22 protein-coding genes and 3 tRNA genes are annotated in these 25,373 nt (G+C 68.8%); 14 read left to right on the forward strand and 11 right to left on the reverse strand.

The window, feature by feature from the left end; all coding sequences use genetic code 11:
* Window positions 1–405: 405 nt before the first annotated feature.
* Entirely contained in the window at window positions 406–984 is a 579-nt protein-coding gene (locus L942_RS26535) for a PaaI family thioesterase (RefSeq protein ID WP_037365530.1), read from the reverse strand.
* A gap of 276 nt (window positions 985–1,260) precedes the next feature.
* Between L942_RS26535 and L942_RS26540 the strand changes: the two genes are divergently transcribed.
* The gene (locus L942_RS26540; RefSeq protein WP_235079413.1) at window positions 1,261–2,547 is read left to right on the forward strand and encodes an MFS transporter; all 1,287 of its coding nucleotides are present in this window, start codon (window positions 1,261–1,263) and stop codon (window positions 2,545–2,547) included.
* Window positions 2,548–2,900: 353 nt separating this feature from the next.
* Here L942_RS26540 and L942_RS26545 read toward each other — a convergent pair whose 3' ends face one another.
* The 4 genes from L942_RS26545 to L942_RS26560 form a co-directional block, all read right to left on the reverse strand.
* Window positions 2,901–3,407 carry a hypothetical protein gene (locus tag L942_RS26545; protein ID WP_063695808.1) on the reverse strand — a complete coding sequence of 169 codons (507 nt, stop codon included), beginning with the start codon at window positions 3,405–3,407 and terminating at the stop codon, window positions 2,901–2,903.
* Between the two features lie 5 nt (window positions 3,408–3,412).
* Complete coding sequence (locus L942_RS26550; protein ID WP_037365532.1) at window positions 3,413–3,958, reverse strand: SigE family RNA polymerase sigma factor; 546 nt, start codon at window positions 3,956–3,958, stop codon at window positions 3,413–3,415.
* 7 nt (window positions 3,959–3,965) lie between these two features.
* Window positions 3,966–4,253, reverse strand: coding sequence for a hypothetical protein (locus tag L942_RS26555; protein ID WP_037365535.1), 288 nt, complete (start codon window positions 4,251–4,253; stop codon window positions 3,966–3,968).
* Between the two features lie 158 nt (window positions 4,254–4,411).
* Window positions 4,412–5,620: a L,D-transpeptidase gene (locus tag L942_RS26560; RefSeq protein ID WP_037365537.1), complete on the reverse strand. Its 1,209-nt coding sequence runs from the start codon at window positions 5,618–5,620 to the stop codon at window positions 4,412–4,414.
* A gap of 458 nt (window positions 5,621–6,078) precedes the next feature.
* Here L942_RS26560 and L942_RS26565 point away from each other — a divergent pair, with 458 nt between their 5' ends.
* Window positions 6,079–6,282: a cold-shock protein gene (locus L942_RS26565; protein WP_003097368.1), complete on the forward strand. Its 204-nt coding sequence runs from the start codon at window positions 6,079–6,081 to the stop codon at window positions 6,280–6,282.
* 1,046 nt (window positions 6,283–7,328) lie between these two features.
* Here the strand turns inward: L942_RS26565 and L942_RS26570 are convergent.
* On the reverse strand, window positions 7,329–7,751 hold the full coding sequence (locus L942_RS26570; protein WP_037365540.1) for a hypothetical protein: 423 nt from the start codon (window positions 7,749–7,751) through the stop codon (window positions 7,329–7,331).
* A 451-nt stretch (window positions 7,752–8,202) separates the two neighbouring features.
* Between L942_RS26570 and L942_RS26575 the strand changes: the two genes are divergently transcribed.
* The 4 genes from L942_RS26575 (at window position 8,203) to L942_RS26590 (ending at window position 9,098) form a co-directional block, all read left to right on the forward strand.
* On the forward strand, window positions 8,203–8,454 hold the full coding sequence (locus tag L942_RS26575) for a hypothetical protein (RefSeq protein ID WP_037365542.1): 252 nt from the start codon (window positions 8,203–8,205) through the stop codon (window positions 8,452–8,454).
* A gap of 378 nt (window positions 8,455–8,832) precedes the next feature.
* Window positions 8,833–8,905 (forward strand) — tRNA-Glu (locus L942_RS26580).
* 14 nt (window positions 8,906–8,919) lie between these two features.
* Window positions 8,920–8,993, forward strand: a tRNA-Asp gene (locus tag L942_RS26585).
* 31 nt (window positions 8,994–9,024) lie between these two features.
* Window positions 9,025–9,098, forward strand: a tRNA-Phe gene (locus tag L942_RS26590).
* 578 nt (window positions 9,099–9,676) lie between these two features.
* Here the strand turns inward: L942_RS26590 and L942_RS26595 are convergent.
* Window positions 9,677–10,510, reverse strand: a complete 834-nt coding sequence (locus L942_RS26595; protein ID WP_037365544.1) for a hypothetical protein — start codon at window positions 10,508–10,510, stop codon at window positions 9,677–9,679.
* A gap of 156 nt (window positions 10,511–10,666) precedes the next feature.
* On the opposite strand from L942_RS26595, the gene L942_RS26600 reads away from it, so the two are divergent.
* The gene (locus tag L942_RS26600; protein ID WP_037365547.1) at window positions 10,667–11,467 is read left to right on the forward strand and encodes an arylamine N-acetyltransferase family protein; all 801 of its coding nucleotides are present in this window, start codon (window positions 10,667–10,669) and stop codon (window positions 11,465–11,467) included.
* Here L942_RS26600 and L942_RS26605 read toward each other — a convergent pair.
* Complete coding sequence (locus tag L942_RS26605) at window positions 11,461–14,166, reverse strand: sensor domain-containing protein (RefSeq protein ID WP_081655243.1); 2,706 nt, start codon at window positions 14,164–14,166, stop codon at window positions 11,461–11,463. The genes L942_RS26600 and L942_RS26605 overlap by 7 nt on opposite strands.
* 117 nt (window positions 14,167–14,283) lie before the next feature.
* Window positions 14,284–15,150: a rhomboid-like protein gene (locus tag L942_RS26610; protein ID WP_200862922.1), complete on the reverse strand. Its 867-nt coding sequence runs from the start codon at window positions 15,148–15,150 to the stop codon at window positions 14,284–14,286.
* Window positions 15,151–15,401: 251 nt separating this feature from the next.
* Between L942_RS26610 and L942_RS42180 the strand changes: the two genes are divergently transcribed.
* A complete protein-coding gene (locus tag L942_RS42180; RefSeq protein WP_051166255.1) occupies window positions 15,402–15,941 on the forward strand; it encodes a hypothetical protein in 540 nt (179 codons plus the stop codon).
* 48 nt (window positions 15,942–15,989) lie between these two features.
* On the forward strand, window positions 15,990–17,924 hold the full coding sequence (locus tag L942_RS26620) for an APC family permease (RefSeq protein ID WP_037365550.1): 1,935 nt from the start codon (window positions 15,990–15,992) through the stop codon (window positions 17,922–17,924).
* 265 nt (window positions 17,925–18,189) lie between these two features.
* Here L942_RS26620 and L942_RS26625 read toward each other — a convergent pair whose 3' ends face one another.
* Window positions 18,190–19,530 carry a nucleobase:cation symporter-2 family protein gene (locus L942_RS26625; RefSeq protein WP_037365552.1) on the reverse strand — a complete coding sequence of 447 codons (1,341 nt, stop codon included), beginning with the start codon at window positions 19,528–19,530 and terminating at the stop codon, window positions 18,190–18,192.
* A gap of 73 nt (window positions 19,531–19,603) precedes the next feature.
* Between L942_RS26625 and L942_RS26630 the strand changes: the two genes are divergently transcribed.
* Together L942_RS26630 and L942_RS26635 are read left to right on the forward strand one after the other, a co-directional pair.
* The gene (locus L942_RS26630; RefSeq protein WP_037365553.1) at window positions 19,604–20,725 is read left to right on the forward strand and encodes a 5-methyltetrahydropteroyltriglutamate--homocysteine S-methyltransferase; all 1,122 of its coding nucleotides are present in this window, start codon (window positions 19,604–19,606) and stop codon (window positions 20,723–20,725) included.
* Complete coding sequence (locus tag L942_RS26635; RefSeq protein WP_037365555.1) at window positions 20,722–21,030, forward strand: NIPSNAP family protein; 309 nt, start codon at window positions 20,722–20,724, stop codon at window positions 21,028–21,030. Before L942_RS26630 ends, L942_RS26635 begins: the two co-directional genes overlap by 4 nt.
* Here the strand turns inward: L942_RS26635 and L942_RS26640 are convergent, their stop codons facing one another.
* Window positions 21,031–21,702 carry a MerR family transcriptional regulator gene (locus L942_RS26640; RefSeq protein ID WP_037365558.1) on the reverse strand — a complete coding sequence of 224 codons (672 nt, stop codon included), beginning with the start codon at window positions 21,700–21,702 and terminating at the stop codon, window positions 21,031–21,033.
* A gap of 89 nt (window positions 21,703–21,791) precedes the next feature.
* On the opposite strand from L942_RS26640, the gene L942_RS26645 reads away from it, so the two are divergent.
* From L942_RS26645 to L942_RS26655, 3 genes are all read left to right on the forward strand, one after another.
* Window positions 21,792–22,871 (forward strand): erythromycin esterase family protein, encoded by a 1,080-nt coding sequence (locus L942_RS26645; protein WP_037365560.1) that lies wholly within the window; start codon window positions 21,792–21,794, stop codon window positions 22,869–22,871.
* A gap of 65 nt (window positions 22,872–22,936) precedes the next feature.
* On the forward strand, window positions 22,937–24,160 hold the full coding sequence (locus L942_RS26650) for an NAD(P)/FAD-dependent oxidoreductase (RefSeq protein WP_037365562.1): 1,224 nt from the start codon (window positions 22,937–22,939) through the stop codon (window positions 24,158–24,160).
* A 12-nt stretch (window positions 24,161–24,172) separates the two neighbouring features.
* A complete protein-coding gene (locus L942_RS26655) occupies window positions 24,173–25,345 on the forward strand; it encodes a 4-hydroxybenzoate 3-monooxygenase (RefSeq protein ID WP_037365564.1) in 1,173 nt (390 codons plus the stop codon).
* Window positions 25,346–25,373: the final 28 nt, after the last annotated feature.

Raw genomic sequence — 25,373 nt, forward strand, 5'->3', positions numbered from 1 at the left:
TTGTCAAGGCGGGAAAGCGTGCCTTGACAAGCACCCGCCGCCCGTAGGGAGGCTTCGTATCGGGGTGCAGGGCAGGGGTTGGGTGCCTCGATCGTTGGGTGGAGCGGCTGCGGGGCGGGGGCTGGGTGTCTCGATAGGTGGGTGCGGCGGCTGCGGAGCGGGGGCTGGGTGCTCGATGGGTGGGTGCGGCGGCTGCGGTTCGGGAGTGGGTGGGGCTAGCGCCCCGATGTGGCAATGGGGGCCGATCACAGGCGAGTGGGCACACGGGCGGATCGGCGGGCTGTGAAGGGCTCCTTGAGGGAATCTAAGTCCGTGGAGGGGCCCTTCACGGACTGCGGCGGGTCGTGAGGGGAACCCTGGGGAATCAGGGTCCGTGAAGGTGGCCTCACGACCTGCGTGCGAGGGTCAGGGGTTGATGTCCCACTCGCGTTTGTTGCGCCGGTGCTGTTCGGCTAGTTTTTCCAGCGCTTGGGGGTCGCCGTGGGTGCTGAAGTGTTCGAAGCCCACTGCGATGAACACTGCGCGGGCGTTGACCGCTACCGGACCGTCCGCGGCGTCCAGGTGGCCGTCTGCGCTTACGTAGATTTTCCGGCCGGCGACGCCGTCCAGGCGGGCCTCGATGTACAGCGTCGATCCGACTGGCACGGGGCGGCGGAAGTCGGTCTCCAGCTTGCCGGTGACCGCGGGGCGGTGCAGCAGGTTGCCGACTGTCGAGCCGAGGGCCTCGTCGAAGGCGCAGGCCAGCAGGCCGCCGTGGGCGAGGCCGGGGGCGCCCTGGTGCGCGGAGGTCACGGTGAACTTCGAGTGCACCGTGTAGCCCTCGCCGATCGCTGACCGCAGGTGCAGGCCGTCGTCCACGTCGTCGCCGCAGCCGAAGCATTCGGCGAAGTGGGCGCCGAGTTCGGTGCCCGGCGCGGGGGCTTTCGGGTGGATCTCCGGCGGCTCCACCGGCACGGGCGGCCACGGGCCGGAAACAGGACTCATGCGACGACGTTAACCCGGCGGTAGGACCCGCCAGCACCCGCCCTGACCGGGTTGCCCGCATTTCTTCAGCGCAGGGTAGTCGGAAAATTCCGCACGGTAGAAATTTCGCGACTCATCCTGCCAGCACGGTTGAACGGGTCAAGACTGGGGAAATGTGCTCCAACGGATGGACCGGGACGTGTGCAGGAGGAGGTCACCGCCGGGATGAGTGAGCCAAAGACGGGGAAACCCGAGGTCGATCAGAGAACAGTCAAACGCGCGGTGATCGCTTCCGCGATGGGTAACGCGACCGAGTGGTACGACTACGGCGTTTTCACCTCGGGCGCGATCGCGACCAGTATCGGAACACTGTTCTTCCCCGGCGAGGGCAACGCGGTCCTGAAATCGCTCGCCCTGCTGGCCGTCGGCTTCATCGTGCGACCGTTCGGCGGAGCGTTCTTCGGCCCGTTGGGAGACAAGCTCGGCAGGCAGAAGGTCCTCGCGCTCACCATTCTGCTGATGTCCGGCTGCACCTTCCTGGTCGGCGTGCTGCCGACGTACTCAGGCGGGTACAGCATGGGCATCGCGGCTCCGATCGCGATCCTGCTGCTGCGGCTGATCCAGGGTTTCTCGACCGGTGGCGAGTACGGCGGCGCGGCGACGTTCATCGCCGAATACGCGCCGACCAAACGGCGCGGGTTCTTCGGTTCGTTCCTGGAGATGGGCACGCTGGCCGGCTACGTGCTCGGCAACGCGGTCGTGCTGATCACCTACCTGTCGCTGTCGACCGAGCAGTTCGACTCGTGGGGCTGGCGGATCCCGTTCTTCATCGCGCTTCCGATCGGTGCGATCGGGCTCTACCTGCGGTCGAAGCTCGAGGACACGCCGGAGTTCCGCCGGCTCGAGGCGGCGGGCGAAAAGTCGGAGAAGGCTCCGCTCAAGGAGACCATCCAGCGCAACTGGCGGATGATCCTGAACCTGATCGGGATCGTGCTGCTGCTGAACATCGCCGACTACATGCTGCTCACGACGATGCCGACGTATTTCACCGACACGCTGCACATCGGCGACACCGAGTCCAGCCTGATCGTCATCGGCGTGGAAATCGTGCAGTTCGCGCTGCTGATCCCGCTGGGCGCGCTGTCCGACCGGATCGGCCGAAAACCCTTGCTGCTCACCGCGGCCATCGGGTTCATCGTGCTGAGCTGGCCCAGCATCAAGCTGATGCAGAGCGGCAGCCTGCTGTGGCTGGTCGTCGGCTTCCTGGTCGTGGCGATCCTGCTGGCGCTGATGCTGGCGGTCATCGGCTCGACGTTCCCGGCGATGTTCCCGACGCGCGTGCGCTACGGCTCGTTCGCCATCGGGTACAACATCTCGACGTCGCTGTTCGGCGGCACCTGCGGCGTGATCGTCACGGCGTTGATCGGCAGCACCGGCAACGCGGACTGGCCGGCGTACTACTTGATCATCGCGGCCCTCATCGCGCTGGTCCCGATCATCAAGATCCCGGAGACGGCCCGGGTGCCGATCGAGCAGATCGACACCGCCGACACCGGCGGCAAGCTCGCCGGAGCCAGCAAGTGAGCTGCTGAGCCAAGCACGAAAACCGCCCTCCGTCCATTAAGGACAGAGGGCGGTTTTCGTGTTCAAGTCAGCTGTTCTGCGTCGCCTCGGCCGCCTGCGGAGCGAAGCGCTTACGTGCCCAAGCTGCCAGGCCACCGGCGACCACGACGGCGACAACGGTTTCGATCATCAGTGCGACGAGCACCATGGTGCTTCCTCCTCGGGTTCTCGGGCCGGCCAATGGTGTGCCGGCTGAGCGACGGATTCGACGGCCGCTCCGGCCGCCACTGAGAACATCGCCCCGAAAGCCCGGGATATTTCGTCGAAAACCCACTTGATCTGGTGACCTCGGCCACTCTTGCCGCGAACGCGTTTCAGTCGGAGGCCGAGCTGGGTAACGCCCCGATTCCCGCAGGTGAACGCAAGGAAGCGGGGGGCTGTTCGGTCGTGGTCGGATGCGCGCGCGGCGGTGCGCCCGGTCGCGACGTCGCCGCCTGCGGACCGCTCGGTTCCGTCCGCGGTGGTTTGCCCGGCGAGCCGGGGCTCACCTGCGGACCGGGTGTCGGCACCTGTGCCGGACCCGGCGGGACCTTGCTCGGCGCCGGACTGGACGGGGTGGGCGAGACGGTGGCGAGTCCCGGTCCGGCGGGCATGACCGGCGGCTGTTCGGTCCCGCGGCTGCCGACCGCGAGACCAGCCACCACGAGCACCGCGACCGTCGCGGCGGAACTGCCCGCGACCGCCCAGCGCTTGCGCTTGCGCCGCACCGCCGCTCCGCGGACGATCACGTCCGCCGCTTCGACCTGCATCGGCGGGCCGTCCGGCGTCCGCGCGAACAAGGCGCGTACGGCTTCGGCGTCGCTGGAGTCATCGGGGACCATCTCGTTCACCTCCCTCCCGGGACAGGCAATGCCTCGAAATGCGGGCCCAGCCGGGCCCGCAGGGTGGCCAGACCGCGTGCGGCCTGGCTCTTCACCGTGCCGGTCCGGCAGCCGAGCGCCGCGGCGGTCTCCTCGACGGACAGGTCCTCGAAGTACCGCAGCACCAGCACCGCGCGCTGCCGCGGGGCCAACGCGGCGAGTGCCTGCTGGATCAGCTGGTCGTGCTCGGTCTCGGCGGCCGGAGCCGGGACATCGGGCGGTGCGTCGGTGAGCCGCTCCCGTTTCCAGCGGCTGCGGCGATTTTCCGCGAGGAAAGTACGCAGCACGATTTTGCGCGCGTAAGCGTCGAGCGCGTCGTGCCGGGCCAGCCGCGGCCAGGCGAGGTACAGCTTGAGCAGCGCCGCCTGGGCGAGATCCTCGGCCCGATGCCAGTCTCCGCAAAGCAGGTAGGCCGTGGACCGCAGGCTGTGCGCGCGCTCGCCGAAGTACCGGGCGAACTCACCGTCCCACGGTGAGCTCTGCCCGGACGCCGGACGGGAGCGGGAAGGCACCGGGCGATCAGCCCCAGACCGAGGGCAGGTGCAGGTCGCCGGTCGGGCCCGCGGGCACCGCGGTCGGAACGCGCTTGGACTTCGCCGGCTGGCCCGGCGCGGCGGCCTTCGGCGCGGCGGTGGAGCGCTGCGCGGGCGCCGGGGCGGCGGTGGGAACGCCGGGTGCGGCGGTCTGCTGCGGGGCCGGCTGCGAGACCGACGGCGGGGCGTCCGCGGCGAAGGCGACCGCGCCGCCGGTCAGCGCGCCTCCGGCGAGCAGCAGGGAGCCGATGGCGAGAGCGAAGCGAACACGCACGAGTTTCCTCCAGGTTCCACGAGCGCCGGGTGGCGCTTCTCTGCACTAGTCATGCGGTCGGCGTTCGCTCGGGTTGCATCGAATTTTCCGGCCGGGACAGCCGAACGGCCGGGAGCGTTCGAGCTCCCGGCCGTCCGGTTGGTGCGGTGCCGCGGTGGTCAGGCAGCCAGCGCCGACAGCTTGGTCCACGACGCCCAGTCGTAGGTCCAGTCGCTGTAGTCGCCGTCCTTCGGGCCTAGCTGCTGGGTGCTGCCGGAGATCTCCACCGGGTCGCCGGGAAGAACGCTGTCGTAGTAGATCTTCGCGTTCGCCGGCGACAGGTTCAGGCAGCCGTGCGAGATGTTCTTCTTGCCCTGCGCCCAGATCGACGCCGCGAGGCCGTGGATGAACTCGCCGTTGTTGGAGATCCGGACCGCCCACGGCACGTTCACGTCGGTGTAGTGATAGCGCGGGTTGCTCATCGAGTACGTCGCGTGCTTCGACATCACCACGTGCGTGCCGCTGTGCGTGACCCGGCCCGGGTCGGAGTCGAGACCGTAGCTCACCGGGAAGTCCATCACCTGCTGGCCGTCGCGGATGACCTGCATGCGGTGCTGCTGGGTGTTGCCCTTGACGATCTGCGAGCGGCCGATGGTGAAGCTCGCCGAGACGTCCTGCTTGCCGTAGACGCCGTCGCCCATCGAAACGCCGTAGATGTTGGCCGAGACGACGACCTTCGTGTTCGGCTGGAAGTACTCCTTCGGCCGCCAGTGCACAGAAGTGTCCCCGTCGAGCCACGCCCACGCGCCCTCGGTCTTCGGCGTGGTCTCCACCGACAGCGCGCGCTCGACGGAGGCCTTGTCCTTGACCGCGCTCGGGAACGTGAGCGCGATCGGCATCGCGATGCCGTAGGTCTGCCCGTCGCCGACGTTCAGGCTGCCCTGCATCTGGCGGCGCGGTTTGACCGTGGTGAACGAGCCGTTGATCGGGACCTGCTTGCCGTCCTCGCCGGTGGCCTGTCCGGACCAGGTGTAGGTCTTGCCGTAGCCGAGGTCTTCGGTGCTGCTCCAGCTCTTCTTGTCCGGCGACTGCTGCCCCTGCACCTGCTTGCCCTCGGCGTTCGTCAGCGTGACTGCGCTGATGGTGCCGTTGGCGACAGTCACCTTCGCCGGCTGGCCCGGCGACACGTCGCCCGCCCCGGAAGCCGGCGTGAACGCCACGGCCGCCGCTTTCGCGGGCGCGGCCGGCGCCTCGGTGGGTCCGCCGCCCGCGGTCCCGCCCGCGTTCACGCTCGACCCGCCGCTGCTGCACGCCCCGAGCGTCAGCGCGGCGATCAAGCCCAGCACCGCGACGCCGCCCCGGCGGCGGGCGAAGTGTCGGATTGTCACACCGATCCCCAATCTCCCCTTGGTACCCCGAACACCCAGACGTCCCGAGCAGCCTCCACGTTCACCGGAAACGGGGTGACCAGCATCACACTGCACCGAGTGACCATTACGGAGACGGCTCGATCGACCGCGCACTGTGCATCCCCGAAGCGCGCTGGGGGTACTGGATCAGAGTAGCCGCGAGGCCCGACAGCGCTGCGTAGGCGGCGATACGACGTTCCGGTGATGCGCGCACGATGGAACCGATCCTTGCGATCAACGGGGTTCAGATTTGGTGAGATCCCGGTAGGCTGCTGACCAGGCCGTCGTTTTGCGTGTTCGTGGCTTCACACTCGCGGAACTTCTGACGCGGGCCGTGGGGCCGTAAAGCTCTTCGCTCGTCTCGTTGGAACCGCCCGGGACGGCCTGGGTGCCGCTTCGGTGGCATTCGAAGCGGATCTGTTACGAGGAGTACAGCGGTGGCGCAAGGCACTGTGAAGTGGTTCAACGCGGAGAAGGGCTTCGGCTTCATCGCGCAGGACGGCGGCGAAGGCGACGTTTTCGTGCACTACTCGGAGATCGAGGGACGCGGCTTCCGCACCCTCGAGGAGAACCAGCGAGTGGAGTTCGAGGTCGGCCAGGGACAGAAGGGCCCGCAGGCCCAGAAGGTCCGCGCGATCTGAGTCAGGCCCGCGCGTTTTCTCAGGCCTGAATGAAGGGCCCCGACGGGATTTCCCGTCGGGGCCTTTTTTCATTGCGGGTTCCGTTGTGGGTAATCGTTGGAGCGACGGTTACCGCGGTCGGTCCGGGTCCGGGCCGGGTTGGTGGTCCGCCGCGGCTCGTGGGCGGGCCCGGGTGCCTCGGGGCTTGGCCGGGTTTCGCCGCGGTTGGGATCGGGTGCCGCTTGGACTCGGCCGCACGTACGGGCGACGCCGGATCGGCTGGTTGCTCGACTGCCCGTGGGTCCCTCGGTTCGACCCGGGCGGGTGATGTCTGCGGGTTGCCGGGGTTCGTGGGCGCGCCGTGCGGACCGCCGCGGGCGGCAGTCCGGAGTGGACGAGGAGCTGGCGTGCCCCCGTGCGGGCACCGGTCGCTAAGGCTGGCTGCCGGGGTTGGCGGTCCGGAGTGGTTGGCGGGTGTGCGCGGGCACCGGCTGGGGTCGGAGTTGGGTGGCGGGCTGGCCCGGGTTGGCGGTCCGGAGTGGTTGGCGAGTTGGCGCGGACCAGGCGGGTGTGTCCGGGTGCGCGTGCACCGGCCGGGTCGGAGCTGGTCGGCTGGCGGTGGCTGGGGTTGGCTGCCGGGGTTGGCGATTCGGAGTGGTTGGCGAGATGCCGCGGGGCGGGTGTGCGCGGGCATCGGCTGCGGGCGGATCTGGATTGCGGGCGGTGGCCGGGCTGGCTGTCGGCGTCGGCGGCCCGGAGTGGTTGGCGCGGGCTCAGGCGAGCGTGCCCGAGCGTGCGGGTACCGGCCGGGGTCGGAGCTGGGTGGCGGGCGGTCGCCGGGGCAGTCGTTCGGTCGGCGTAGCAGGGATGCGCTGCCGCCGGTCCTCGTGAGCGGCGATCATGGTGCTAGCCGCGCTCGCCGCTCGCGACCTTGCTGCGTCGCGCTAACCGGACCTAGTCGTGCCATCACCTGGGCCCGCCTCGGAGCATCGGCGCACCGGGACCCCGGAAAGGGGAAAACCCCCGGCCGTCGGGGGAAGCCGGGGGTTTTCGTCCTGGGGGCGGGGTCAGCGTCCGACGAGGGGCCGCTGGTCGAACGCGTCCGCCGGGAAGTGGAACTCGTCGGTCATCGCGTCGGAGTGGCGGCGCTCCTGGGCGGAGGCGGCCTGGCCCTCCCACGAGAGGCGCTCCAGGATCCATTCCTGCGCCAAGGCCTGCGGGGTCAGGTTCCGGGCGACGGCGATTTCCTTGAGCTGCTGGCTGGCGATGAGGTTCATGCGCAGCTGGTAGACCTGCGCGTCGCCGAAGCGGCTGCCGGTGCCGGTGCTCTCCGGGTCGGAGTCCGGGGCGAGCGCGGCCAGGTAGCTGGTGAGCTCCTTGTCCTCGACGACTTCGTCGCCGGCGGCCTTGGCGGCATTGCGATGCCGCCCGCTCGAGACGGCTTTGAGATTCGTGCGGCTGCTGAGGCGGCCGAGGGAGGGAAGAGGCACGCGGACACGATAACGGTTGGGTCTCGGCAAAGAAACCACTGTGAGCCACGACACACGCATTTCGGTGCTCGGCCAGCCTAATTCGATCACCTGTTCAGCTCAGCCGGTAAACACATTTCGCGACTGTCTGTTGATCGGGGGTACGGAGAGTAGATCCGCAGGTCAGTGCCGGTGTGCGGAAATGGAGAGACCCCCGCGCCAGGGGGAGGAACGCGGGGGTCGGAGGGGATCTCCACAGGCGCTGACCGGGGGTGTGTCAGCAACACCGATTGTTGCACGAGTTCCGGGGATCGGCGAGGGGAAGCCGCGAGAAATCGTTCTGCGCGATCTTGGAATGCGTTACCAGGGGAGCTTCGGAGAGTGTTCGCAGGTTCACTCTCCGGGGGGCTGCCGGTGCTGCTCGCCGCTGGTTAGCCTCGCGGCCAGTTGTTGCGAACCGCGTGGAGGGGCCATGAGCGGATCGGTCGAAGTTCGTCAGTTCCTCCTTCGGTACGAAGGTGCCGACGGGGGCAGCACGTCCCTGTCCGGCGGCGTGCCGGCGCAGCGCGGGTCGTCGGAAGGGCAACGGGTCTCCGACGACCAGGTCCGCCGAGCCCGCCTCGCCGTCGCGGCCGGCGCGCTCGACGTGGCGGACTGCGCGCAGTTGCTGGAGATGCTCGGGCTGAGCCCCGGCGAAGACGGCCAGGCGCCGGTTCAGCGCTGATCCCGCGAGTTGAGTCTGCCTCGGCGAGGGCTGAGCGTGGGCCTGGATGGTTGGCGCGCGCGTGTGGGTCGGCGGACTGAGTATTTGCCTCGAACTCGTGTCTCGATTGCCGGGACGCCCGGGCAAGACCGACGGTCCGGCGTCGTCTCCGGCGTAGAGTGGCGTGGAGCACACCGATCGCCTGACTCGGCTCCGCGGCGGACGATCGGCGGGTCGTGGTGCGGTCAGATCGCTGAGGTGGACGTTATCGCAGGTTGGAGGCTTGCCGATCGCTTAAGGAACCCCCGGTGCACGGCCCCGGGAACGTGCCCTATGCTTGTAATCGCTCCCAGGGGAACACCTGAGAGCGCGGTCGGTCGGTCCTCCGAAACCGGTCGGGCTCCCATCGTTCAGCGGCCTAGGACTCCGCCCTTTCAAGGCGGCAACGCGGGTTCGAATCCCGTTGGGAGTACGCAGTACCAGTAAGGCCCTGTGGCGCAGTTGGTTAGCGCGTCGCCCTGTCACGGCGAAGGTCGCGGGTTCGAGTCCCGTCAGGGTCGCAAGATCGTTCGGCTCCTAGCCGGCGTTCCCGGCCAGGTAGCTCAGTTGGTACGAGCGTCCGCCTGAAAAGCGGAAGGTCGCCGGTTCGACCCCGGCCCTGGCCACAACGAATTGCATTGAAGCAGCCCCCATCCCGTCGGATGGGGGCTTTTTCGTCGTCCGCGACAGGGCCCGGCCGTGCCCTTCGGAAGTAGTCTTGCCAAATCTCCGGATCGCTACGGAGCCCTCGGAGGTCTGGACCACTGGAGTCGAGAGTGCCGGGAGAGGTCGGGCGGATTGCTGGCCGTGCGCGGTCGCGCGAAACCGGCCAGGGTGCTCTCAGTTGTCGGCGGTGTGGCCGCCGAGCAGCAGGTGCTCGACGCCAGTTGGAAGGCAGTAGTGGCCGTGCTCGAGGGTTGGCCTGCCGGCCAACGGCGGAAACGCCGCGAAAGGCTCACAACCTGCGCGCCATTGCGGTGGGTTACCTCTCGGCACGGGCGCGTCGGTTGGACTGCCGCGAGGACCGCGCGGGACCTGGCCAGGGCTTGGTCGTGCACGGCACAAGGTGCGGGATCCACGGCCGCTGGTCCAACACGGAGCTAGCGCTGGGGCGCGCGCTACCTGGCTCGGTGGGGTGCCGGACGTGGCTGTGCCCGGCACGAGCTGAATCGTGCCGGGCACAGCCCGCGGTCGACCAAGCGTCCTAGATCAACGGTCCGCGGAACTTCGTCGTCCCGGGCACCAGCTGAATAGTGCCCAGCCCGCCATGCGCGTTCGCGTATGCCAGTTCACGCGAAACATCGCCGACGCCGTTCGTGCCTGGCTGGGGGGCCAGGTTCAGTGTGCTCAGCACCCCGAGGGCGTTGCCGTCGCGGTCGAGGAAGGCGCTGCCGGAGTCGCCGGGGATGCCGGGGGTCACGGTGAACACCGTGTGGCTCCAGCCGCCGCCCGTGTCGCCCAGGCTGGCGCCCTGCTTGGGGGACAGCTGGGTGATTCCGCCACGCAACTCGGAGTTGCCGTAGCTGAGCACGGTGGCGAGTTGCTGGGTTCCGGTGGTGTTCACGCCGGTCGGCCCGCCCCAGAACGGCAGGCTCGGGTTGACCTTCGAGACGTCCGCCGGGTCGATCTTCACGAGCGCGAGATCGTTGTACTGGCAGGTGTTCGCGTCCGTTTCGTGGCGGGACTGCATGGTCAGCCACGAGTTGTAGACGAGCGTCCCGGGCTTGCTCGCGCCGGCGATCTCGACCGGGGTGCCGAGCGGGAGCGAACCGGCGGAGCAGCCGTTCGTGTCGGTCGTGCTGCCTGTCCCGGAGCAGTGCGCGGCCTGCCCGAGGAACACGTCCGTTCCGTTGCTGAACACGAAGTTCGAGGTGCATTGCGCCCCGTTGGTGTGCGTCTGCACCCCGGGGTGCACGGCGGCGGTGTCCGCGGGGGCCCAGGTCGGGGTCGAGGCCCAGGCGGTGGCGGGAAGCAATGCGGCGGCGGTGGCCAGTGCCGTCACCGCGCTTGCCCGGGCCAGTGGTCGAGGGGTCTTCATTGGGCTCCCTTCGAAAAGCCAGCACTCACTCGGACGTGTGCTACTGACTGGTAGGCGTCGCCGATACATCACACCAGAGAGTGGTGCCAGTCACAACCGTTGTGACCCTGGGTGACTGTTTGACCTAGAGCCAGCTGGAGGTTGCAGACTGTCTCCATGGCTGGGGAATGGAACATCGAGGCAGTGGACGTCGACGCTTATCTCGCGCGCGTGGGACAGCGCCGGGAGGAACCGTCCGCAGCGGCGCTCGAGCGGTTGGCGCGGGCGCACGTCGAGACGATCCCGTTCGAGAACGTCGATGTGGTGATCGGCCGGCATCGCGGGATCGAGCTGGACGTCGTCAGCGAGAAGCTCGTCGGGCGGCGGCGCGGCGGGTACTGCTACGAGCAGGCCGGGCTGTTCGCGGCCGTCGCCGAGCAGCTGGGTTACCAGGTGCAGCGGACGGTCGCACGGGTGCAGCCGCGCAAGAGCGGGCCGTACACGCACATGACGCTCGTGATCACCGTTGCGGAGCAACAGTTTCTGGTGGATGTCGGATTCGGGGCCGGGATTCTGGTGCCGATGCCGTTGCGCGACGGGGCGGAGGTCGACCAGGCCGGGTGGATCCACCGGATGACCCTGCGCGACGGCTGGTGGGTGCTGCAGAAACAGGACGGCGACGGCTGGGAGGACCTGCACGAGTTCCTGCCCCTGGTGCACAGCCGCCCGCTCGACTACCAGGTGTTCCACCACTACACGTCCACGCATCCGAAGTCCCCGTTCACCGGGCGGATCGTGGTGATGCGGCTGGAGCCTGGCCGGTTGCGCCGGCTGCTCGGCCGCGAATACCAGGAAAGCCATCCGGACGGGACGGTCGAGACGCGCACGATCGAACCGGTCGATCTCGGCAAGACGCTCGAGGACCTCGACATCTTCCTCACCGAGGACGAGCTGGCGGCGCTGCTCGAGACCTACTGAAACAACTCCGCGGCGGCCAGCGGCCGGCCCAGGTGGTAACCCTGGGCCTGGTCGCAGCCGAGTTCCCGCAGCAGCTCCAGCTCCTCCGCGGTCTCGACGCCCTCGGCCACCACCGTCAGATCCACCGCGTGCGCCATCGCGATGATGCTGGTGACGATCGCTGCCGCGTCACGGGAATCCGCGATTCCGGTGATGAACGAGCGGTCGATCTTGAGGGTGTCCAGCGTCAAGCGACGCAGCTGCGCCAGCGACGAGTAGCCCGTGCCGAAGTCGTCGATCGCCAGCAGAACACCGAGTGAACGCAAGGCGGACAACACTTCCGCGGCTGCCGACGCATCACGCATGAGCGCGCTTTCGGTGACTTCCAACGTCAGCGAACCGGGCGGCAGGCCGGTCGTGGCGAGTGCGTCGCGGACCGCGGGGACCAGGTGCGGGTCGTCCAACTGCCGGACGGAGAGGTTGACTTTCAGGCTGAGGTCGAGGCCCCGGCCGGTGCGCAGGGCGGCCAGTTCGCGGGTGGTGTCGCGCAGGACGTACTTGCCCAGCACGTTGATCAGTTCGCTTTCCTCGGCCAGCGGGATGAATTCCGCGGGCGAGATCGCGCCGTGCTTCGGGTGGGTCCAGCGCAGCAGCGCCTCGACCCCGACCATTTCGCCGGTGCGCAGGTCGACCACCGGCTGGTAGGCGGGCCATAGCTGTCCACTGTGGACAGCGTCGCGGAGGTCCTGTTCCATCCGCAGCCGGCGCTGCATGCGTTCCCGCAGGGCGACGTCGAAGAATTCGAACCGGCCGCGGCCGCGGGATTTCGCTTGGTACATCGCGACATCCGCATCCCGGAGCAAGTCTTCCGCGCTGCGCCGGTCGCCCGGTTCGACGAGCACGATGCCCATGCTCGCGTCGAGATGCAACTGCCTGCCGTGCACCGAAACCGGCTCGGAGAGGACGGAACGCAGGTGCGCGGCGAACACGCCGACCTGTGCCTTGCCGGTGGTCGCGGACGTGACGACCACGAACTCGTCGCCGCCCAGCCTGCCGACGACGTCGTCGGGACCGGTGGCCCGGCGCAGGCGTTCGCCCGCGATGCGCAGGACCTGGTCGCCGACCGGATGGCCGAGGGAATCGTTGATCAGCTTGAACTTGTCGAGGTCGAGGAACAGCACGGCGGCCGCCTCGGCGCCGTCGCGGCGGTCGAGCCGGTCCAGGACGAGGGTGCGGTTGGCGAGCCGGGTCAGCGGGTCGTGAGTCGCCTCGTGGGCCAGCCGGGCGCTGATCGCACGCCGTTCGGTGATGTCGGTGAAGGACGTGACCACCGAGACGCCGTTCGGGTCGTCCGAATCGAGCAGCCGCGAGGTCAGCGACACCCACACGTCGCGGCCGTCCGGGCGGCGCAGGCGCACGACCAGGCCGTTGTGCGTGATTCCGGTGCGGCGCGTGTGCACGGACGGCAGCTCGTCGTCCGGGATCCGGTTGCCTTCCTCGTCGAACAGCACGAGCGTCGTGCACGGCACGCCGAGCAGCTCCGCCTCCGGGACGCCGAGGATCCGGCAGGCGGACGGGTTCGCCGACTGGATCAGCCCGGTCGGGCCGATCACGAGCACGCCCTCGTCGAGCGCGGCGACGACCGTCGCGTAGTGCTGTTCGACGCGGCGACGGGCGGTTTCGTCCGTGCAGACGAGGAGGAAGCCGTCGGCGGTCTCGGTCGCCGACACCCGGACCCGCCGCGGCGAACCGTCCCGGCCGCGGTGGATCTGCTGGACACCGCCGTCGCGGATCGCGGCCGGATTCGGGTCGATGCCGAGCACCTCGGACACCCGCCTGCCGAGCGCCTCCGGGGCGGGCCAGCCGTAGACGGTCTCGGCGGCCGGGTTCCAGCCGGTGACGATGCCCTCGGTGGTAATCGTGACGATGGCGTCGCTGACGTGCGTGACCAGCGCTTCCTGCGCGCGGACGGCGGCCGCGGCGGCGTGCTTGACGGTGCTGTCGCGGATCACCACCTGGAACGACGGCGGATCCGAGTCGCTGGTCCGCACCGAGACGGTTTCCGCCACGAATTTGCTCCCGTCCAACCGTCTCAGCACTGCTTCGCGGGGTTCGGCGCTGGGATCGTCCAGCAGCTGTGCGGATTCCGCGGTCACGAAGTCCGCGAACCGGCGGCTGACGACCTCGCGTGCCGCCCGGGCTCCGAACAGGTCGAGCGCGGCCTGGTTGGCATAGGTGACGACGCCGCCCGAGTGCACGCAGATCGCGTCCGGGCTCTGTTCCATCAGCAGCCGGTAGCGGTCGGACAGCTCCGCGAGGTCGGACTTCTCCGGCGCGGGGTCCGCGACCGCCGAGGCGACGCCGAGCAGCCCGGTCGTGCGGTCCCGGTCGCCGACTGTCCGCGCGCGCAGCCGGATCCGGCGCGGGGTGCCGTCGGGGCCGTCCTGCGGCTGTTCGAGTTCGAAATCGCGCCCGGGCGGGGTGCGGCGGAGGTTCGCGGTGAGCGGGCGGAGCAGCTCGGTGAGCCGGTCGCACAGCTCCTTGCCGGTCGCGCCGGGGAGGCCGAGCACCGCGTCGAGGCCGGGCAGCCAGGTGAGGGTCACCGGTTCGGAGGCGTGCAGGGAGAACAGGACCCCCGCGCCGGCGTCCGGCCGCAGGCCCGCGAGCTGGGCGCGCCGGGCGATCCCACCCGGTTCGCCGGCCAGGGCGTCAGCCTCCATGGTGCTTCCGATCCCCCTTGTCGGCGTATGGCCCGTCGATTACACCACCGAGTGAAGCCCGTGTATATCCGCACGGGGAGCCGCTTGCATCACTCGTCTGGACGCCAACAGTGGGTGCTATCGGGCGATGCGGGGCACGCTGCGCAGTCGCGGACCCCATACGAGCAGGCCGAAGTGGGCCGCGCAGGCGTGCCCGAGGACGGTCACGACCGAGGCGAGAGTGGCCGGATCGTCGGTCACGTAGACGCCGATAACGAATAGCTCAAGAGCGGCGATGCCGACGATCCGGGACCGCCCGCGCAGCATCGCGACGAGCACGCCCGCGGTGGTGAGGAAGCCGTAGCTGACCCCGATGTCGAGCCAGCGGCCCGCGGAATGCGGCAGGACGTCGGTGTGGATCAAGGCCATGACCGGCAGTTCGGTGGCGATCGTGGCGAACACGTGCCCGCTGAAGAAGACCAGGGCCGTCCGGAGCCCGCCGAATCGGCGTTCGAACGGGGCGACGGCGATCGCGAAGATGACCGCATACGGCAGCCAGCCGCCGTCGGCGATCCAGAACGCGCTGGTCAGAAGCGCGGTGAACGGGTGACGCGCCATGTTGTGCGCGTCCGTGCTGGAAGCCGCGAGGAGTTTGTCGGTGAGCTTGGAGCTGCCGAACCGGATGAGCAGCGAGGTGCCGAGCAGCAGGACGAGGTAGCCGAAGGTGAACGGCGTGGACCGCGGGCTGGGGATGAGGCTCAGCCAGGCGCGGTTCGGCCGCCAGTTCGCGGGGATGGCGGCGAGGAAGGTGGGCCGGGGAGCGGGCTGGACGAGCGTGTTCTCCGGCAGCACGGCGGTCGCCGTCGGGGAGGCGAGGACGTCGGCCACCTGGGTTCCGGCTGCCGGGGACGTGGCCGGGGACACATTCTGCTCGAGGAGGCTGGTGGCGCCGGGCATCGGGACCGGGCCGGGCTCGGCCGGGGTCGGTCTGCCCAGCCAGCGCACCGAGAGCCACTTTCGGGGACTTCCCGTGGTAGCAGCACTGCGCGCCGGGCGGGGTGCCGGATCCGGCTCACGCAGCGTCATGTGTCCAGAGTGGCTGGGCATGCTGGGATTTTGGCTAAGCGCAGCTGTGAATGCGCTGTGATTCACCCCCCGCTAGAGTGAGCACTCTGGGTAGAAGGTTTTACTCTTTGTCACCCGTTCGGTGGCCGTATCCGGTAGGAATAGGCCACTCCTGGTGAAAGGTCTCGCTGGTGCACGACGAGGTTTCGGTCGCCGAGCTGCTGGTGCGCGAGGGACACGAACGACGGATCCCGCCGCCGTCCCGGTCCCGGTGGCGCATGGTCGCGGTGATGCTCGCGGTGATCGTCGGCTGCGGGGCCGCGGCCACGCTCGTCTCGTACGGGACCACGGCGAACGACGGGGCCGCCCGGATCACCGAGATGCGCGTGATCGAGATGCCGGACCGCATCGACGGGGCCGGTGGCGTAGACGAGACCAACCCGCCCACGCCCACCGGCGAGGAGACCGAAGAGGGCACTGCCGGAGCCGGGGACGCGCCGTCGACCAAGCCGAACGTCAATCCGTTCGGCGAGGACAGCACCCCGGACCACCCGACTGATTCCGCCCCGGCGCATCCGTCGTCGAGCGAGCGGCCGGAAACCACCGCCCCGACCGGGCCGACCGAGCCGACACGGCCGCCGTCGAGCTCGTCGGCTCCGCCGAGTTCGAGCCAGTCGTCGTCCCCGAGCAGCCACGAGCCGCCGTGCGTGCTCAACATCATTTGCCTGTGACCCTGAGCGACTGCTGAGCTTGCTCCGCGCGAGGCGGCGGAACCCGGCATGATCGGCCGCGTGCCGAATACACAGCTTCGCGCCTGGCTCCTCGAAGGCGAGCACAAGCGCGCCCAGCAGATGACCGGTGGCAAGCGCGAGACCAAAAAGGCCGAACAGCCGTGGTGGAAGGTCATGTGCCTCACCGGCGTCGACTACTTCTCCACGCTCGGATATCAGCCGGGCATCGCCGCGCTCGCGGCCGGAGTGCTGTCGCCGCTGGCCACCGTGGTGCTGGTGGTGCTGACGCTCGCCGGCGCGCTGCCGATTTACCGCCGGGTCGCGAAGGAAAGCCCGCATGGCCAAGGCTCGATCGCGATGCTGGAGAAGCTGCTGTCTCGGTGGGGCGGCAAGCTGCTAGTGCTTGCGCTGCTTGGATTTGCCGCGACGGACTTCGTCATCACCGTGACGTTGTCCGCGGCCGACGCGACCGCGCACGTGATCGAGAATCCGTTCGTTCCGGCCGCGCTGCACGGCGGGCAGGTCTGGATCACGTTGGTGCTCATCGCGTTGCTGGGCGCGGTGTTCCTCAAGGGATTCGCCGAGGCGATCGGGGTCGCGGTGGTTCTCGTGGGGGTTTACCTCGCGTTGAACGTCGTGGTGGTGGTTACCGCGCTGGCGCACGTGTTCGGGGCGCCGCAGTTGATTGTCAACTGGCAGCATCTGCTGGTCAGCGAGCATCCCAATCCGTGGTTGATGGTCGGGGTGGCGCTGGTGGTGTTTCCGAAGCTCGCGCTGGGGTTGTCCGGGTTCGAGACCGGGGTTTCGGTGATGCCGCTGGTCCGCGGGTCCCGCGGGGACACGGAGGCGGACCCGGTGGGGCGGATCCGGAACACCCGGCGGTTGCTGCTCACCGCGGCGTTGATCATGAGCGCGTTTCTGATCACGTCCAGTTTCGCCACCGCGGTGCTGATTCCGCAGCAGGAGTTTCAGGCCGGGGGCAAGGCCAACGGGCGGGCGCTGGCTTATCTCGCGCACAGTTACCTCGGTGACGGCTTCGGCACGGTCTACGACGTCAGCACCATCGCGATCTTGTGGTTTGCCGGGGCGTCGGCGATGGCTGGGTTGCTGAATATCGTGCCCCGGTATCTGCCGCGGTATGGGATGGCTCCGGATTGGGCCCGGGCTACCCGGCCGTTGGTGATCGTGGTTTCGGTGATCGCGTTTGTGATCACGTTGATCTTCGATGCCGACGTCGAGGCGCAGGGCGGCGCGTACGCGACTGGCGTGCTGGTGCTGATCTCGTCGGCGTCGGTCGCGGTGACCTTGTCGGCCCGGCGGCTCCGGCAGCGGGCGTTCTGGGCTTATCTGGCGATTACGCTGGTGTTTTCGTACACGACGATCGCCAATATCGTGGAGCGGCCGGAGGGGGTGAAGATCGCCGGGTTCTTCATCGGGGCGATCGTGGTGACCTCGTTGATCTCGCGGGCTACTCGGTCGTTGGAGTTGCGCGTCGAGAAGGTGGAACTGGACGCGGCCGCGCAGCGGATCGTGGACAAGGCGGTGCGGTCCGGGGCGGTGCGGATCATCGCCAACGAGCCGGATGCCCGGGACGAGGCGGAGTATCGGGACAAGGAGCGGGAGGCCCGGGAAGACAACCATATTCCCCGGGACAGTGCGTTGTTCTTCCTTGAGGTCACTATTTCGGATGCTTCCGATTTTGAGACTACTCTGCGGGTGCATGGGGAGAAGCGGGCGGGGTATCGGATTTTGCGGATGAAGAGTCCTTCTATTGCCAATGCTATTGCGGCGGTGTTGTTGTATTTGCGGGATGAGACTGGGTTGCAGCCGCATATTTACTTTGCTTGGACGGAGGGGAATCCGTTTAAGTTTTTGGTTCGGTATTTGTTTTTCGGGGATGGGGATGTGCCGCCGGTTACCCGGGAGGTGTTGCGGAGGGCGGAGCCCGATCCGCATCGGCGGCCGTTGGTTCATGTGGGGTGACGGGGGCGGCTCGTCGCCTGGCGGCGACATTGCGCCCTCCGGTGTGTGTGGGGCACCCCGAAGCTTGATTGTGCTGACGGTCTTGGGGTGCTTGTCAAGGCGGGAAAGCGTGCCTTGACAAGCACCCCAAGACCGCAGGGAGGCTTCGTATCGGGGTGCGGGGGAGGGGCTGGGTGCCTCGATGGGTGGGTGCAGCGGCTGCGGTTGTGTGTGTGGATCCTGAGGGGGGAGTATGGGATCGGGGTGAAGCTTGCGGGTCGCCTGCTTACGGCAGCAGGTCTTTCTCCCGCCGTCGGCCAAGGTGGTTGAACAGCAGGTTCAGCACGAAGGCGAGGATCGCGGCGACGGTGATCGGGCTGCCGCAGATGGTGCGCAGCCAGGCGGGGAAGTGCTGGAAGAATACCGAGTTGCCGAACCGGTCGAGGCCGAACGCGGGGAGCAAGCCGACGCCGAGCGCCACGGACACGATGAAAGCGTTGTGGTTGGCGGAAAAGTCGACCTTCTTGAGCGTCTGCACGCCGACCACCCCGACCATCGCGAACATCACCACCGCGACACCGCCGACGACCGGTTCCGGGATCGCGGCGATGAACGCGCCGATCTTCGGCACCAGGCCCATCACGACGAGCATGCCGCCGGTCGTCGCGACTACCCAGCGGCTGCGCACGCCGGTCATCTGGACCAGCCCGACGTTCTGTGCGAACGCGGTGTCCGGGAAGGAGTTCATGAAGCCGCCGAAGATGGCGGACAGGCCGTCGGTCGCCAAGCCGCGCGAGAGGTCCGCGGGCGTGACCGGGCGGCCGGTGATCTCGCCGACCGCGATCAGGTCGGCGGTGGTTTCGGTGAACGACACCAGCATCACCACGCACATCGACACCACCGCGGCGACCGGGAACGTCGGCGCTCCGAAGTGGAACGGCGAGGCCAGGCCGAACCAGCTCGCCTCGCCGACGCCGGAGAAGTGCGTGCGGCCGAGCGGGATCGCGATCAGCACTCCGGCGACCAGCGCCACCAGCGGCCCGATCTGGCCGAGGAACCCGCGCAGCACCCGGGTGAACAGCACGACCAGCGCGATCACCCCGAACGCCAGCCCGAGGTTCGCCGGATCGCCGTAGGACGGGTCGCCGGTGTCGTGCCCGCCGATCATCGCCGTGCCGGGGCCGAGCAGCGAGATGCCGATGACCAGCAGCAGCGTCCCGGAGACCAGCGGCGGGAAGAACCGGATCAGCGCGGCGAACGGCCGCGCGATCAGCAGGCCGAACACGCCGGAGGCGATCATCGCGCCGTACACCGCGGTGAGGCCGTACTGCGCGGCGATCAGGATCATCGGGTTGACCACGGTGAACGTCGCGCCCGCGACCACCGGCAGCCGGACGCCGAACACCCGCCCGATGCCGACCGACTGGACCAAAGTGGCCAGTCCGGCGACGAACAGGTCAGCGTTCACCAGCAGCGCGATCGACGCGGTGTCCAGGTGCAGCGCGCTGCCGATGACCAGCGGCACGGCGATGCAGCCGGTGTACATGATCGCCATGTGCTGCAGTCCGAGCAGAAGCAGCCGTCCGGCGGGGAGGCCCCGGTCGACCGGGTGCGCGGCGTTGGTCATGAGCGGCTCCTTCGGTGTGGTCCCGCCGGATTATCGCTGCACATACCGCCGGTTTGTGTGTGACCATGCCAGCATGACTGCACGACCTCCGTTCCGTGCCGATCATGTAGGGAGCCTGCTGCGGCCGGCGGTGCTGCGCGAAGCGCGGCGAGACCACGCGGCGGGGGAGATCTCCGCCGAACAACTGCGCGCCGTCGAGGACGACGCGATCCGCGACGTCGTGAAGATGCAGAAGGCGGCCGGTCTGAAATCCGCGACCGACGGCGAGTTCCGCCGGTCCTCCTGGCACATGGACTTCATCTACCAGCTCGGCGGCGTCTCGCGCAGCGACGAACGGCTGCACGTGAAATTCCACAACCTCGCCGGCGACCTGGAGTTCAGCCCGCCGGGCCTGCAGGTCGACGGCAAAGTGCGCCTCGACCAGCCGATCTTCGCCGACCACTTCGAGTTCCTCAAAGCGCACACCGACCCGGGCATCACGCCGAAACTGACCATCCCGTCGCCGAGCATGGTCTACTACCGCGGCGGCCGGGCGGCGGTGAGCGAGACCGTGTACCCCGAGCTGGACGAGTTCTTCACCGACCTGAGCGCGGCGTACGCGGAACAGGTGCGGGCGATGAGTGCGCTGGGCTGCACGTATCTGCAGCTGGACGACACGAGCCTGGCGTATCTCAACGACCCGGAGCAGCGCGAGCTGGTGGCGCGGATGGGCAGCGACCCGGACACCATGCACCTGCGCAACATCTCCACGATCAACGCCGCGCTCGCCGGGAAACCGGACGAGTTGACCGTGACGACGCATCTGTGCCGCGGAAATTTCCGCTCGTCGTGGGTCGCGTCCGGGAGCTACGAGTTCGTCGCCGAGGCGTTGTTCGGCGAGCTGGCGGTGGACGGGTTTTTCCTGGAGTACGACGACGAACGCTCCGGCGGCTTCGAGCCGTTGCGGTTCGTGCCGAAGGGAAAACGGGTCGTGCTCGGGCTCGTCACCACCAAGCGCCCGGAGCTGGAAGACCCGGACGCGCTGGTGCGGCGGATCGAGGAAGCGTCGCGGTATGTGGACGTGGACCAGCTGTGCTTGTCGCCGCAGTGCGGGTTTTCGTCCACTGAGGAGGGAAACGACCTGACCGCCAGCGACCAGCTGCGGAAGCTGGAGCTGATCGTCGCGACGGCCGAGCGGGTCTGGGGCCGGTCGTGATCACCTGCGCGGTCGACTACGTGATCGACCCGGAGAAGATCGCGGACTTCGAACGGTTCGCCGCCGAATGGATGCGGCTGGTGCGGCGCGAAGGCGGAGTGCACCACGGGTATTTCCTGCCCGCGGAAGGGGCCAGCGACGAGGCCCGGGCGTTGTTCAGCTTCGAAAGCCTGGCTGCCTACGAGCGGTACCGATCGCTGTTCGGAGTCGACCCGGAGTTCGTGGCGGCGGACCGGATCCGGGACGAGAGCGGCTGCGTGCTCCGGTACCGGCGGACGTTCCTGCGGCCATTGCTGCCGGAGTGATCAGGCGAGGTAGCGCGACAGCTGGGCGGCCCCGTCCAGCATCGCGTGCGCGCGGGCGGTGAGCCGGGAACGCCAGGTACGCAAGGCTTCTTCCAGCGGCGCGACCCCGCCCGCGTGCCGGACCTGCTCCAGTACCGCGGCGATTCGGGCGAGCGGGTAGCCGCCGCGGCGCAGTTGATGCGCGAGGCGGGCGTCGCGCACCGCGACCGGCGGGTAGCGGCGGTTTCCGGCTCGATCGCGTTCCGGGTGGAGGATCCCGGCGGCCTCCCATTTGCGCAGCGTGGCGGGGTGCACGGACAGCTGGTGCGCGAGCGCGCCAATCGACGGCAGGGCCTGGCGTACGTTCGGCTGCTGGGTCAGGTTCCGCAGGGCGTGTTCGACTTCGGTGAGCGTGCCGCGGTCGCGCAGCAACTCGGCGTGGCCCTCGTCGATTAGCTGGAACGCGGTGTCTTCCGACTGCTCGTTGACCGCCCGCAGGATCGCCGCCGCGCGGGCGTGGCCGAAGCCGGGGCGCAGGGCGAGGAAGGCCCGCAACGCTTGCGCGTGGTGTTCGGTGTACGTCCGATAGCCCTGCGGCCCGCGCTCGGCGGGCGGGAGGATGCCGTCCTCCTCGTAGTTGCGGACGGCCTGGGTCGACAAGCCGTGTTCGCGGGCGAGGTCCTTCGGACGCATGTCACCTCCGGTTTGAGGGTTTCCACGCTATTCAACCAGCTCGTTCCGGAAGAAGTGCCAATAGAGAGTTCAACGATACGGTCGAAGCAATGAAGACCTTTGACGACTTCCTCGCCCGCCGTTCGCCGACGCTGCTCGGGTTCGGCGAACCGACGCACTGGATCGAGGCTTTCCCGTTGTTCCGCAACGAAGTCTTCCAGCATCTCGTCCTCGAACACGGGTATCGCTCGATCGCGCTGGAGAGCGACTGCCTGGCCGGACGGCTGGTCGACCGCTACGTGACCACCGGCGAAGGCGACCTCGACCAGGTGCTGGCCACCGGGTTCAGCCACGGCTTCGGAGCGTTCCCGTCGAACCGCGCGCTGGTCGAGTGGCTGCGCGACCACAACGCCGGCCGCGCGCCTGAGGACCAGGTCCGCTTCCACGGTTTCGACGCTCCGCTGGAGATGGCCAGCGCACCCAGCCCGCGCGCGGTGCTCACCGAACTGCACGGCTTCCTGTCCGAGCACCTTGCCGACGTGCCGTCCGACGTCGCGACCATCGAGCGGCTGGCCGGCGACGACGCGGTCTGGGCGGACGAAGCGGCGATGTGGGACGGGGCGAAGGCGCACGGGAACAGTCCAGAAGCGCGCGAGCTGCGGTTGATCGCCGACGATCTCGCTGGCGTATTCGCCCGGTCCCGCCCCGCGTTGCCGGCCGGCGGCGACCTGCTCTCCCGGACCGCGGTCGGGCTCTGCCGCTACCACTCGCTGATGGCCGACACGTCGGCGGAACGGCTCGGCCGGCTCGGCGCACAACGGGACGCGATGATGGCCGACAACCTGCTGGCTCTGCCGGGCACCTTCGTTTCCGCGCACAACCAGCACCTGCAGCGGCGCGCGGCCTCGATGATGGGTGCGCAGTGGTGGAGCGCGGGCGCGCAGGTCGCGCACCGGCTCGGGGACCGGTATGTGTTCATTGCCACCGATTTCGGCTCCTCCGATGCGGTACAGGACCCCGCGCCGGGAACACTGCAGGCGTATCTCGCCGAGACGGTGCCGGACCGTGAGCTGGTCGAAACCGCCGGAATCGACCCCGGCCTGCCCGCGCGGCCCGGCGACGGACGCGGGTACCTGCCGTTCGACGCGGTCGAAGCGGCGGATGCGATCGCGTTCCTGCGTCGGGTCTGACGGCGGCTCCTCGACGATCTTGGCTGAGGTGTGCTCAGATGGAGCGAGATGTCGGGAGGAGCGAGATGAGCACCGAGACCGTTCTCGTCGTCGGCGGTGGGCAAAGCGGCTTCCAGGCCGCGGCGTCCTTGCGGGACAAAGGATTCGCCGGACGCGTGGTTCTGATCGGCGACGAGCCGGGGGTGCCGTATCAGCGACCGCCGCTCTCGAAGGCGTACCTGGCCGGCAGCGCGGGTGCCGAGCAGCTGGTGCTGCGGCCGGAGGACTACTTCGCCGAGAAGGACATCGAGCTGGTCCGCGGCCGGGTCGCCGCGATCGACCGGGAGGCGGCGAAGGTCCGGCTCGAGGACGGTACGGAGCTGGGGTACGACCATCTGGTGCTGGCCACCGGCGCGCGCAACCGCGCGTTGCCGGTGCCCGGTGCCGACCTTGAAGGCGTTCTGACGCTGCGCACCCGGGCCGACGCCGACCGGCTGCGGGCTTCGCTGGACGCCGCGAGCGACGTCGTGGTGATCGGCGGCGGGTTCATCGGGCTGGAGTTCGCGTCGCACGCCGGCCGTCCGGTCACCGTGGTGGAGGCGCAGGACCGGCTGCTGGCGCGGGTCGCGTCGCCGGAGATCTCGGAGTTTTTCGCCGAGCACCACCGGGCGGCTGGGCACACGCTGTTGCTGGGCGTCGGGGTCACCGCGTTGCACGGCTCGGGCCAGGTGGAGTCCGTCGAACTCTCCGACGGACGACGGCTGCCCGCGGACCTCGTGGTCGTCGCGGTCGGCGTCCTGCCGGAGACGGCGTTGGCCGAGGCGGCCGGGCTGGAGGTCCGCAACGGGATTGTCGTGGACGAACACCTGCGCACCGAGGACCCGAAGATCTTCGCGATCGGCGACTGCGCGTGCTTCCCGTGCGTGCAGGCCGGTGCCGCGACCCGGCTGGAATCCGTGCAGAACGCCGTGGACCAGGCACGTTCGGTGGCCGCCGCGATCACTGGGGAGCCCGCGCGGTACGACAGCCTGCCGTGGTTCTGGACCGACCAGACCGGGGCGAAACTGCAGATCGCGGGCATCCTCGGCGCGGCGGACCGGACCGTGGTGACCGGTGACCGGTCCGCGGGGAAGTTCTCCGTGCTGTCCTTCCGCGACGACGTGCTGATCGCCGTCGAATCGGTCAACCGAGCGCCGGACCACATCGCCGCGCGCCGGCTGTTCGCCGCGGATCCGCGTCCGGCGTATGCGGATCTGGAAGCCAGCTCGTTCGATCTCAAAGCACACCTGAAGTCGCGCACCGCGGCTTGATCGGAGGTTCCGTTGCGCACGCAGGTCGCTGTGATCGGTGCCGGTCCGGCCGGGTTGCTGCTGTCGTACTTGCTGCACCAAGCGGGCGTCGAAGCGGTGGTGCTGGAAACCCGCGACCGCGAGTACGTGCGGCAACGCGTGCGCGCCGGGGTCTGCGAACAACCGACGGTCGACCTGCTCACCGAGATCGGCCTGGGCGGTCGGCTGGCCAGGGAAGGCTTGCCGCACGAGGGTTTCTCGCTCCGGTTCGACGGCGCCGATCACCGCATCGCGCTCACTGAACTGACCGGCAAGGCGATCACGGTGTACGGTCAGCAGGAGATCGTGAAGGACCTCGTGGACGCGCATGAGGCCGCGGGTCTGCCGTTGCATTTTGAGGTTTCGGAGGTTTCTCTGTCCTCATTGGACACCGAGCGGCCGGTGGTGCGTTACCGGGATTCTTCTGGAGTCGAGCAAACCCTGGAATGCGACGCCGTGGCGGGTTGCGACGGTTTCCACGGGGTTTCGCGTCCGTCCATTCCGGACGGTGTGCTGACTGCCTTCGAACGGGAGTACCCCTTCGCTTGGCTCGGGGTCCTGGCGCAGACGCCGCCGTCGCACGAGGAGCTGATCTACGCGCATCATCCGCGGGGATTTGCCTTGCACAGCATGCGGTCCCCGGAGATCACGCGGCTGTATCTGCAGGTGGCTCCCGGGGAGGACCTGGCGGCCTGGTCGGACGACCGGATCTGGTCGGAGTTGTCGACGCGCCTGGCGGTCGAAGGGGAGTTCACGCTGCAGGAAGGTCCGATCCTGGACAAGGGCATCACTCCGATGCGGAGCTTCGTGACCGAGCCGATGCGCCATGGCCGGTTGTTCCTCGCCGGCGACGCGGCGCACATCGTGCCGCCGACCGGGGCCAAGGGAATGAACCTGGCCGTGGCGGACGTGGTGGTGCTGTCGCGGGCTTTGGCAGCCTTGCTGCAGGGGGATCCGTCGCTGGCGGAGTCCTATTCGGACACTTGCCTGCGCCGGGTGTGGCGAGCGGAGCACTTCTCGTGGTTCATGACGACGATGCTCCACGTGGACCCGGAGGCGGACGCGTTCGCCCGGCGGCTGCAACTGTCGCAACTGCGGTACACGGCCTCGTCGAGGGCAGCGGCGACGAGTTTGGCGGAGAACTACGTGGGGTTGCCGTTCGCCTGAGCGCTACATGCTCACTTACATGCTCACT

It is taken from the genome of Amycolatopsis orientalis DSM 43388 (genome assembly GCF_000411975.1).
Taxonomy (GTDB): domain Bacteria; phylum Actinomycetota; class Actinomycetes; order Mycobacteriales; family Pseudonocardiaceae; genus Amycolatopsis; species Amycolatopsis orientalis_D.